We start from the raw sequence: 11,802 nt of genomic DNA on the forward strand, positions 1-11,802 counted from the left end.
GCGGCGATACTATCAGCACCATGAAATTGCACTAACGTCTCCAACTGCTCGGCTTTCTCAGCGCCAAACTCTGGTAAACCTTTACTAAAAGCATTACGCGCTATATCTAAGGTATGATCGAGATGGTCTGCCGCTAACAAAGGTCCAAAACCTTTACGATTTGGTGCTAGCCCGCCCACCGAAATACCGCCAAAATTCACGCCATGGTAACCAAGCTCACGGCCAATAAAACGAAATTTACCGGTATTACCTTTCGCTTGTTGATAGGCCATCGCGATTTTCATTGCGCTTTCGACAGCTTCTGAGCCAGAGTTGGTGAAGAAGACCTTGTTTAAACCAGGAGGCGTAAACTCAATCAGACGCTCTGCAAATTCAAAACCGATATCATGCCCAAAGTTAAATGGTGAGCTGTAATCGAGTTTAGCGACTTGCTTAGCCATAGCATCACCGATCTCTTTACGACCATGCCCCGCGTTCACACACCATAAACCTGCTGTGCCATCTAACAATTCGCGACCATTATCAGCATAACAATACATGCCTTCAGCACGATTTATGATACGAGGGTTAGCTTTAAAATCACGGTTTGCGGTAAACGGCATCCAGAATGCGTCGTAATTAGTTTTATTTTCCATCAGTCAGACCTTTATATGATTATGTTGATATGGTTGCGTTGTTATATGATCGTGTATTACATGCAATCAGATTAGACTGCCGCTCCAGCAAGAAAAATCACCGTGAATAAAAATAAAGGTTTAGCATTTTCAAACATTAGGCTTATCCGCCATCCATTTCTTCTTGTAGAAATGTAACCAATGCTTGTGATGCTTGGGATAGGTAATGACTTGCTTTCCAACCTATCCCCAAATGTAATGGAATACAGGGATCAAAAGGCACTGTCACGAGTTCGCCATCTTCGGCCAAAATAATAGGTAAACAAGTCGATATACCTATTTGCTTGCGGACGAGAGATTTCAACAATTCAATTAAATTCGTTTCAAAACGAATATCAGGGTTAATTCGATGTTGCTGACAATAACTGCTCACCGCTTCCCGTAGAAAGTAACCTTCGCGGAATAGAACCAAAGGTTGACCGCAAAATTGCTCGAGTGTGACGCTATCGCGTTGGGCAAATTCATGCTGCCGTGGTACACAAGCCACAATTTGTTCTTTAGCTAAAGTAATGCAACGGATATTGTCATAATTCCTATCGGCACGGATCATCGCTAAGTCTAATTCGCCATCAACCAGCATTTTAGCTAAAGTCGCCGTCCCCGCTTCATGAATATTAATTTGAATACCAGGGTAGCGCTGTTTGAATAATGCCAAGATCTCAGGGAGGTAGTAAGATCCGATCATGGCTGAAACGCCGAGATTGATGATACCAGACTCAAGCCCCTTAAGTTCTTGTAGCTGTATTTTGGCTTGTTTGACATCCGCTAAAATTTTCTGCGCATGCATCAACAATACTTCGCCATCACTGGTAATACTCATCTTGCGCTCAGCTCTGTTAATCAGTTTCAATGCCAGTTGTTTCTCCAACTTCTGAATGCTCATACTCAATGCTGACTGCGCAATCCCTAACTCCTCAGCTGCCTTAGTAAAGTTCCCCGTTCGCGCTAACACCGTAAAATAATACAGCCTTTTAAAATCCATAATTCAACGTCCTTATTGCACTTCAATCCGCAGCGATAGCGCAGTTAAATTATCAACGCTATCGCTCTACTCATCAACACAGTACCTAATTATCAACCACACCAAGTATCAATAAAAATGATTAAAACTATACTTATCATATATTGTGAATATGGAAAGTTATTTGTTATGGTTTTGTTAACTCGCGTCAATTGACTCACATTGAGTCCGCACGCTTTACTTGCTAAACATCTTAATTAGTTCAATAAAGAAAAGGACATCACTCATGAGCACTGCCTTAGCCACTAAAGAAAACACCACTTATTATCATGGTTTCCAAGTTACACCACATGCTGAAAATCCTCGCTTGCAAGTAATCACCATCGAAAAAGCCACGCTAGACAACTTCATAGCAGCAACAAGTCAATGGGGCTTACAAGCATTAGAATACAAACCATTTTTACGCTATGCCGTGGCAGATAAACTCGATCGAGCTTGTGATTACGAACTGGGACAATTACTCAACGAAATTATGCAAGATCGTCAAAGAGCGGCATTTTTATTACAAGCAGATGAATCTGCACAAGCGAGCTTTGTCGACAGCGATGAACAGCGTGACTTTTTCGTTATCTTATCAACGGCTATTTCTCACCTAATTGGCCTACCCAATTTTGATTCAATGTATGGTAAGTATTACGCACGATTCACGGTTAAAAATGAAGACAATAGTGATAGCTATTTACGCCAACCCCATCGCAGAATGGAGCTGCATAACGATGGCACCTATGTCGATGAGCGCACTGATTTCGTGCTAATGATGAAAATGGACGAGAAGAACATGGAGATGGGTGACTCTTTACTTCTCCATGTTGACGAATGGCAAGATCTAGCACATTTTTATAATCACCCACTGGCTAAACAAGACATTGTTTGGACCACACCACCAAGTAAAAATGTAAATTACCAAATTGAGCATCCCGTCTTCTTTGAAGAAGATAAAAACGGTAAACCACACATGCTGTTTATCGACCAATTCGCTTGCCCGCAACGCATGCAAGAAGGCTTATACTTACATCAAATGAGCGAATCATTAGAAAATGATAGTAACTGTTTCAATGTTCGCGTTAAAACAGGTGCAATGTTAGTGGTGCAAAATCATTGCTGGTTACACGGTCGTGACAAGTTTATTTCGAATCCAGGTCTAAAACGTGAATTGCTACGCCAACGTGGCCATTTTACAAAGAAATAAATAACATACGGACTAATCCAATTAGCGACCATAACCTCAACTCGGTTACTTTTCATCGACGTTGAGGTTAATACTAATTCATAAAAAGGAACTAAAGAATGAATGCAATGTATGATTATGTCATCATCGGCGGTGGTATTGTTGGCGTATCAACAGCATGGCAACTGCAACAACGACACCCTGAAAAATCTATTTTATTAGTAGAAAAAGAATCGCAATTATCACGTCATCAAACCGGTCATAATAGTGGGGTTATCCATGCCGGTGTTTACTATCAACCTGGTAGTATGAAAGCTAAGTTCTGTAAAGCAGGCGTGAAAGCAACAACCGATTTTTGCCAAAAACATCGCATCCCGGTGGACAACTGTGGCAAGTTACTGGTCGCAACCGATCAGCTCGAACTACAACGTATGCAAGATCTTTATCAACGCTGTCGTGATAACGATATACACGTAACACTATTAAACCAAGCTGAACTAAAAATAAAAGAACCTAATATCCAAGGGATTGGAGCCATTTTTGTCGATACCACCAGCATCGTCAATTACACCCTTGTCACCGAGAAAATGGCCGAGGAATTTGTGCGACTTGGTGGAAAAGTCATGCTAGATACCAAAGTCATCAATTTAGTTGAGTCTACTGAACACATCACTTTAACCTGCCAAAGCAGCGCAGCAGAAGTGAATATTACGAGTCTCTTTCTAGTCTCTTGCTCAGGCCTAATGGCAGACCGAATCACTCGAATGCTAAATATAGAAACTGACTTTCAAATAATTCCTTATCGTGGCGAGTACTATCGACTGCCCACCAAACACAATAATATTGTCAATCATCTAATTTATCCGATTCCAGATCCCGAGCTCCCTTTTCTCGGGGTGCATCTCACCCGAATGATCGATGGTACAGTCACTGTTGGGCCGAATGCCGTGCAAGGCTGGAAACGCGAAGGTTACGGTAAAATAAATCTTAATTGGCGCGATATACTAGATATGCTCAGTTTCTCAGGATTCTGGAAAGTTACGAAGAACAACTTAAAATCAGGATTAATTGAAACCAAAAACTCATGGTGGAAACCAGGTTATTTGAAATTGGTAAATAAATACTGCAACCAGATTAAACTTGCAGACTTACAGCCTTACCCTGCGGGGATCCGAGCACAAGCAGTATTAAAAGATGGGAGTTTAGTGCATGACTTTCTATTTGCTGAAAGCCCTCGTAGCTTACACGTTTGTAATGCCCCCTCACCAGCTGCCACATCGGCGATTCCAATCGGCAATTATATTTGTGAAAAAATCATGGCAAAACAAGGTATCTCAGAGAATGGTGATTTATGTCAGCAATCAGCTTAGCATAAATTATACGCTTATCTTTATGCGTTAAAAGCACCATCAACAAGGGTATAACAGCCTTGTTGATGGTTTAGTTATTTAAATATCTCGATTGTAAAAATCACCTAATGTTTTAATAAACAAAGAGCGAACTCGGCTGACAGTCGTGGTTTTTTTAGTGATCGCCATAATTTCAGAACGATAAACACGCTGCTGCTTAGCCAAACATTTTAATTGTCCCGCATCGATATAAGACTGCGCGTAACTCTCCGGTAAAAAGCCAATATAACGACCAGAAAGCAGCAAAGCTAAGCGCGAGTCGTAGTTATACGCTGTTGCTTTAATATTCATATTTGCTAGGTGGCCATTAATATTTTCTTGTGACTTCATACCAGCATAAACCGCAGGGAAACCGTTAATAACGGTGTCATTAAGCTCACTATCTGGCAAGCTAAAAAGTGGGCAATCATTACTGCAATATAAATAGCAATTATCAGTAAAAATAGCCTGATACTCCAAGCCATCAAGGCTACGATGATAAGGAATAAAACCGATATCAGCTTCTTCACTTAATACTTGTCGTTCAATTTCAGCCATCTTAGCAACTTCTGAAGTCAAGTAGACTTCACTAGCGACTTCGGCAAAATTACGGAATACGGTAGGGATACCGGCACGTGCATCCAAACTGATCGTATCGCTAAATAATACAGTTAAAGAGCCTGATAACTTATCATCTAATCCGTTAATAATATTTCTGAAGTGGTCCAATTCAGCTAATAACTTAACAGTGGCATCATAAACTACTTGCCCTTCTTCTGAGAGTGAAAAACCAGCACGACCACGACGACACAGCGTTAAGTGCAGGCGAGATTCTAAGTTTGATATATGAATACTGATCGTTGAACGACTAATATTCAGTTCGGTCTCCGCGGCAGAAAAACCGCCACAATCAGCAACTGTTTTAAATATCTTTAATTGCTTAATTTCATAATCGCCAATCTGCCCAATAGGGAAAGATATTTTTGTCATTGTTGCATGCCCATAAAACTTCAGATTTAAACGTAGGTATGTATCTAACGGATCAAATATTACTATTATGTTGTATTGTATATGAGTTTGTTGCGTTATTCTTTGAAGCTGGTAATACTTTCAGTAGAGGTCACGCACATCCAAGTTATTAATGGCTAGCTAGTCTAATAGGTGAAATAAATGAATAAGTTACAATTAGTTCAATCTCTTGCATATATCGATGGGCAGTGGACCACTGCGCAAAGTGGCGCCATGATGGATGTAATCAATCCAACGAACGGGGCAATCATAACATCGGTGCCCGATATGGCCGCTGAAGATGCAGAAGCGGCGGTACTGGCTGCTGATAAGGCCTTAGTAACATGGCGTAAAACCACCGCCAAACAACGCGCGGTATTACTCAGAACATGGTTTAATTTAATCGTTGAAAATGCAGCTGAACTCGCTAAATTACTCACCTCTGAGCAAGGTAAACCCTATAAAGAAGCTTATGGTGAAGTCATGTATGGTGCTTCATTCGTAGAATGGTTTGCCGAAGAGGCAAAGCGCACTTACGGTGATAATATTCCAGCGCCAATGCCGGGAAATCGTTATATGACGATCAAACAACCTGTTGGCGTGGTGACCGCGATCACCCCATGGAATTTTCCTGTTGCAATGATCACACGTAAAGTGGCCCCTGCACTTGCCGCAGGTTGCACTGTTATCGTCAAGCCTGGTGAAGATACGCCTTTGTGCGCATTAGCAATGGCAAAGCTCGCAGAACAAGCGGGAATTCCAAAAGGTGTGATTAACGTAGTTACGACAAAACAACCCGCGGCAGTAGGTGAAGTACTTTGCACTCATCCATTGGTACGAAAAGTATCTTTCACTGGTTCAACAGCCGTAGGTAAGCACATATTAAAGCAAGCTGCCGGAACCGTAAAAAAAGTCTCGATGGAGCTCGGTGGTAATGCCCCATTTATTGTCTTTGATGATGCAGATATTGATAAAGCGGTACAAGGTGCGCTTGTCTCTAAATATCGTAATGCCGGACAAACCTGTGTGTGTACTAATCGCTTATATCTGCATGATGCAATCTACGATGAATTTATGGCCAAGTTCACGACAGCCGTCAGCGAATTACGCTTAGGTTGTGGATTAGAAAATGGCACTGAAATTGGCCCACTCATCAATAAAAAAGCCATCGATAAAGTGTCTAGCATCGTTCAACATGCTTTAACGCAAGGCGCAGAGTTACATCTCGGCGGCCATGTGGCAAGCATCGGTGAACTCTATTATCAACCAACCATTTTAACTAATGTGACCGAAGAGCTCGATATAGCCCAGCAAGAATTATTCGGCCCAGTAGCGACGGTTTTTCTATTCACCGATGAAGCAGATGTTATTGCCCGTGCCAATAATACACCTTACGGTTTAGCTGCTTATTTTTATAGCCGTGATAATAGTAGAATATGGCGAGTAGGTGAAGCGCTAGAATACGGTATCGTTGGGGTTAATGAAGGCATAATCTCAACTGAAGTCGCACCTTTTGGTGGCATTAAAGAATCAGGCAATGGCCGTGAAGGTTCTAAATATGGTATTGAAGACTACTTAGAAATTAAATATTTATGCTTAGGCATCGATGTTTAAACATCGTCAATATAACTGATTAATCATGGGCAATATCAGCAGATATTGCCTTTTCAGTTCACGCTATTAGCAATCAGAGATAGTTCTCACACTATCACGTTCAACCAAGGTCGGTTCTAATTCGATGATCTGGTTACTTTCAGTCTTTGAGTTAATTTTTTCGAGCAACATATCCACCGCTTTTTTCCCTAAACGATGCTTAGGCTGGTGAATAGTGGTTAATGACGGGGTAATGTATTTGGCTAACTTAATGTCATCGTAGCCGATAATCGATAAATCTTCCGGCACTGAGATGCCCTTCTTACTGGCACTATTAATCACACTCATCGCCATCATGTCATTACACACAAATAAAGCCGATGGTAATGGACCATTAGCATACATTTCTGCAAAGGCTTTTTCACCGCCCTCACATTCAAAATCACCAGCGGTCACCCAGTTGGGATTAATGACTAAACCGGCCTCTTCCATTGCTTGGGTAAAACCCGCAAAGCGTTGCTGCGCAGTTAGTTTATCTAATACACCGGTAATACAGCCAATGTCGGTATGGCCTTTAGCAATCAGATGTTGAGTGGCCATATAACCACCGCGATGAGAGTTATCTTGGATCTTATCGCAGGAAAAATTAGTAGGGCCCCAATCCATTACCACGGTAGGTACCGGCTTGTGACGTTCAAACAAATTAAACCCTTGGCTTTCAACTTCGCTGCACATCAACATTAAACCATCAACACGTTTTTGTAATAACGTATCTAAATTGGCATGCATACGGGCTACATCACCTTCGGTATTACACAGGATTAAAGTGTAACCGTGCTCGTAACAACGACGTTCAACACCTTTTAATACTTCACCAAAAAATGGATTGGTTGAGGTTGTTACCAACATACCAAAGGTTTTAGTACTTTGGACTTTAAGACTACGAGCCAATGCCGAAGGTGCGTAACGTAACTCGTCAACGGCCGCTTTAACGCGCGCCGAAATATCCTCACTAACATAGCGTGTATTATTTAACACATGACTTACCGTAGACGTTGATACGCCTGCATGCCTTGCTACGTCTTTAATTGTTGCCATTGGCTAATTTTGTCCATGATATTGAGTTATATAAAAATCTAAGCTTAACGTTGTGATGATAAGAATACTTCAACTTCTGCTTTTGTTGGTATTGATGTTTGTGCACCAACCCGGGTAACCGAGATAGCAGCCGCGGCATGGGCGAAAATAATCGCATCGTTTAATGCAAGTCCTGCTTGTAAGCCCGCTAACAGACCGCCATTAAAGGTATCCCCCGCCGCCGTCGTATCAACCGCATCGACACGGAAACCAGGCACTTGCTTGCCTTCGCCACCTGAACTGATCCAAACGCCTTGGCTACCTAACGTGATCATCACTTCGCTAATGCCTTTAGCATGCAATACATTGGCCGCCACTTGCGCTGAGGCCATATCCGTCACTTTAATGCCGGTTAGCAATTCAGCTTCAGTTTCATTGGGGGTGATCAGATCTACAACGGCTAACAAGTCATCATTCAGTGGCTGTGCTGGTGCGGGGTTTAATACCACGCGCGTACCGGCTTGCTTGGCTATTTTAGCCGCTTGAGTAATAGTTGCAATCGGTGTTTCTAATTGCATCAATAATGTATCAGCTTGTGCGATCAAATCGCCATGTGGTGCGAGTCGTTCAGGGGTTAAACGCGCATTAGCTTCTGCCGAAATACAAATACTGTTTTCACCGGTTGCAGCCACTTGGATCATCGCGATACCAGTTGGCGTATCTTGTTCAACCATCACCGCTTGGGTATTAATACCATCACGGGCGAATTCGTTAAGCATCTTATGACCAAAACTATCATCACCAACGCAAGCAATAAAAGCGATATCAGCACCTAATCGCGCAGCGGCAACTGCTTGGTTAGCACCTTTACCACCAGGGATCACGGCATAACCGTGGCCAAGTAAGGTTTCGCCTGGACGCGGAAAAGAAGCCACTTGTAAAACATGATCAGCATTTACACTGCCTAACACAACTAACTTATTCATAAAGAAACCTTAATACGTTGTAACTGGAGAGAATAAAACATGACTTAATAACACGATAGCTGAACACATAGCATTAAGTCATATCTTTTAATAGCAAATTGCAAGGTGTAAAGGGAGTAACGCTTCGTGCGCCCCCCTTTCATCATGACTACTGAGTGATCACTTTCAGTGGTACTGCGATATTTTTATCTACCGTCTGACCTTTAAGTACTTTGTCAGCGGTTTCAATACCAAGTGCGCCAATGAGCTCTGGTTGTTGTGCTATTGTCGCCCCTAGGATGCCACGCTTAACCGCGGCAAGACCGTCTTCTGTACCGTCAAAACCAACGATTAAGATATCTTTACCTGATGCTTGCACAGCGCGTAATGCACCCAGTGCCATTTCATCATTTTGGGCAAATACCGCTTGTACATCAGGGTTAGCGGCCAGCATATTTTCCATGACGTTAAGGCCTTTAGTACGGTCAAAGTCAGCTGGTTGGCTAGCTAATAGATCCATTTTATTCTTATCAACCGCTTGCATGAAACCTTGGCCACGTTCGCGGGCGGCAGATGTACCTGCAATGCCTTCTAGTTGGATAACTTTAGCATTCGCGCCCACTGTGTCAGTAATATATTGACCCGCCATTTCGCCACCAGCAACGTTATCAGAAGCAATGTGGCTCACTACTTTACCGCGACTTGCACCACGATCTAATGTTAATACTGGGATACCGGCACGGTTAGCCATACGGATAGCATTGGATACTGCATCAGAATCAGTTGGGTTGATTAGAATTGCTTTCACGCCACGCACGGTAAGATCTTCAACGTTGGCTAATTCTTTACTTGGATCGTTCTGTGAGTCCAGCACAATTAACTTATAACCTAAGCTTTCTGCTTTCGCTTCAGCACCTTCTTTCATGGTTACAAAGAAAGGGTTATTTAGCGTCGAAACGACCATAGCAAGGGTGTCTTGCGCCATAACGGTTGCACTGAAAGAAGCTGAAACGACAGCGGCAGAGATCAAGGTTGCTAATTTTTTCATTACATATACCTTCTTGTTAGTTAATTCTGCTGCACCAGATAGGGTGACTGGTGCTCACAGGTTTTTGTTATTATGTGTTGTCATTGCTATTGTTGTTTTTATTAATTATTGTCATTTTTTATTCATCGTCATGATTATTTCTTTTTAGTATCGACTAATACAGCCAGTAAAATAACCACTGCTTTAGCTATCATTTGGAAGTATGAAGATACATCCAATAGGTTTAATGCGTTGTTTAAGAAGCCGATAATAAGTGCACCAATCAGGGTACCCATGATACGACCTTTACCACCCGCCAGACTCGTTCCGCCTAAAACCACGGCTGCAATTGCGTCTAGCTCATAACCCATACCCGCTGTTGGTTGCGCTGATGATAAACGCGACGTCACAATCAAACCCGCTAATGCAGCCAGTAGACCACAGATGGCATACACACCGATTTTTACTTTATCTACATTGATACCCGACAAACGTGCTGCGGCTTCGTTGCCACCAATCGCATAAACATAACGACCAAAGCGCGTATGATTTAATAAATACCATACCGATGCAAATACCATTACCATCAACCAGATTGGTACCGGAATACCTAATAAGTAATCGGTACCGATTAATGAAAAGTTGTCTGCAACATCAGTAAAACCCGTCGAGATTGGGCGACCGTCGGTATATACCATAGTGACACCACGTAATAATGTCATGGTAACCAGCGTCGCAATGAAGGCTTGCACCTTACCTTTGGCGATAATAATACCGCTCATCGCGCCTAATGCCGCACCTGCAAACAAAGCCACTGGCACCGCAATCATCACCGATACTTCCATCGAAATTAAGGTCGCAGCAAATGCACCACATAGCGCTAAAATCGAACCGACACTTAAATCAATACCGGCGGTTAAGATCACTAAGGTCATGCCCACCGCAATGATCGCATTCACTGACGTTTGACGTAAAATGTTTAAAATATTACCCATAGTGAAGAAGTTAGGGTTTAGAAAAGACACCACCACAATCAATAAGATCAGGGCGATTAATGATTTTTGTTCAATTAACCATTCTTTAGTGAATAGTTTGTTCGTTAAGGTTTTAGTCATTGCATCGCCACTTATGTTGCTGGAATTGGGATTAACTGTTTGGTTTTGGCTCACGGTTTCATTTTGGTTCATAGTCTAGCCTCATCGATACGCTTGCCAACAGCACACGCCATTAGTTTTTCTTGGTCAGCATCAGCCGCCATAAACTCACCACTGATCCGGCCTTCATGCATCACTAAAATTCGGTCACTCATGCCTAATACTTCCGGCATTTCTGATGATACTAAAATGATGCTCATGCCTTCTGCTTTAAATTGATTGATTAACTGGTAGATCTCTTTTTTAGCGCCAACATCAACACCGCGCGTTGGTTCATCTAAAATAAGCACTTTAGGACGGGTCATCAGGCCTTTGGCAATCGCGACTTTCTGCTGATTACCACCGGATAAATTACCAATAATTTGATCACGGCTGGGGGTTTTGACATTAAACAAACGCATAAAATCTTCAACTGCGGTAGCTTCTTTGTGGTGGTCTAACTGCAGCCCTTTAGACAATGAATCTAACGCGCACAATGACATGTTTTCTTTTACTGATAAGCCAAGTACGAGGCCATCGCCTTTACGGTCTTCAGAAATATAAGCAATGCCATTGGCTAAACCATCACGCGGGGTAACAGGACTAACCACTTTATCGTCAAGGACAACGTCGCCAGACTGACGTGGCAGCGCGCCATAAATCGCTTTCATTAACTCGGTACGACCCGCGCCCATTAAGCCAGAAATACCTAATATCTCACCATGGTCTAAAGTAAAGCTGACGTCAC

General features: G+C 42.4%; 11 protein-coding genes. 3 read left to right on the forward strand and 8 right to left on the reverse strand.

What is annotated here, in order from left to right; genetic code table 11:
- Both QNK26_RS17665 and QNK26_RS17670 read right to left on the reverse strand, forming a co-directional pair.
- A partial coding sequence (locus tag QNK26_RS17665; RefSeq protein ID WP_319225348.1) for an aminotransferase class III-fold pyridoxal phosphate-dependent enzyme occupies positions 1-635 on the reverse strand: 635 nt, incomplete at its 3' end.
- A 142-nt stretch (positions 636-777) separates the two neighbouring features.
- Positions 778-1,656, reverse strand: coding sequence for a LysR family transcriptional regulator (locus tag QNK26_RS17670; RefSeq protein ID WP_319225349.1), 879 nt, complete (start codon positions 1,654-1,656; stop codon positions 778-780).
- A 265-nt stretch (positions 1,657-1,921) separates the two neighbouring features.
- Here QNK26_RS17670 and glaH point away from each other — a divergent pair, with 265 nt between their 5' ends.
- Both glaH and lhgO read left to right on the forward strand, forming a co-directional pair.
- On the forward strand, positions 1,922-2,884 hold the full coding sequence (gene glaH, locus QNK26_RS17675; RefSeq protein WP_319225350.1) for a glutarate dioxygenase GlaH: 963 nt from the start codon (positions 1,922-1,924) through the stop codon (positions 2,882-2,884).
- A 98-nt stretch (positions 2,885-2,982) separates the two neighbouring features.
- Positions 2,983-4,233, forward strand: a complete 1,251-nt coding sequence (lhgO, locus tag QNK26_RS17680) for an L-2-hydroxyglutarate oxidase (RefSeq protein WP_319225351.1) — start codon at positions 2,983-2,985, stop codon at positions 4,231-4,233.
- A gap of 78 nt (positions 4,234-4,311) precedes the next feature.
- On the opposite strand, the gene QNK26_RS17685 is transcribed toward lhgO, so the two are convergent.
- Positions 4,312-5,241, reverse strand: coding sequence for a LysR family transcriptional regulator (locus QNK26_RS17685; protein ID WP_319225352.1), 930 nt, complete (start codon positions 5,239-5,241; stop codon positions 4,312-4,314).
- A 180-nt stretch (positions 5,242-5,421) separates the two neighbouring features.
- Here QNK26_RS17685 and QNK26_RS17690 point away from each other — a divergent pair, with 180 nt between their 5' ends.
- Positions 5,422-6,873, forward strand: a complete 1,452-nt coding sequence (locus tag QNK26_RS17690) for an NAD-dependent succinate-semialdehyde dehydrogenase (RefSeq protein WP_319225353.1) — start codon at positions 5,422-5,424, stop codon at positions 6,871-6,873.
- Between the two features lie 66 nt (positions 6,874-6,939).
- On the opposite strand, the gene QNK26_RS17695 is transcribed toward QNK26_RS17690, so the two are convergent.
- From QNK26_RS17695 to QNK26_RS17715, 5 genes are all read right to left on the reverse strand, one after another.
- Positions 6,940-7,950, reverse strand: a complete 1,011-nt coding sequence (locus QNK26_RS17695) for a substrate-binding domain-containing protein (protein WP_319225355.1) — start codon at positions 7,948-7,950, stop codon at positions 6,940-6,942.
- Positions 7,951-7,994: 44 nt separating this feature from the next.
- Entirely contained in the window at positions 7,995-8,915 is a 921-nt protein-coding gene (gene rbsK / locus QNK26_RS17700; RefSeq protein WP_319225357.1) for a ribokinase, read from the reverse strand.
- Between the two features lie 148 nt (positions 8,916-9,063).
- Positions 9,064-9,942 carry a ribose ABC transporter substrate-binding protein RbsB gene (gene rbsB / locus QNK26_RS17705; protein WP_319225359.1) on the reverse strand — a complete coding sequence of 293 codons (879 nt, stop codon included), beginning with the start codon at positions 9,940-9,942 and terminating at the stop codon, positions 9,064-9,066.
- A gap of 134 nt (positions 9,943-10,076) precedes the next feature.
- The gene (rbsC, locus tag QNK26_RS17710) at positions 10,077-11,036 is read right to left on the reverse strand and encodes a ribose ABC transporter permease (protein WP_319225362.1); all 960 of its coding nucleotides are present in this window, start codon (positions 11,034-11,036) and stop codon (positions 10,077-10,079) included.
- Between the two features lie 68 nt (positions 11,037-11,104).
- Positions 11,105-11,802 (reverse strand): ATP-binding cassette domain-containing protein (locus tag QNK26_RS17715; RefSeq protein ID WP_319225360.1); only part of this gene is annotated, 698 nt, incomplete at its 5' end.

The sequence above is a fragment of the Moritella sp. genome, assembly GCF_033791185.1.
Lineage (GTDB): Bacteria > Pseudomonadota > Gammaproteobacteria > Enterobacterales > Moritellaceae > Moritella.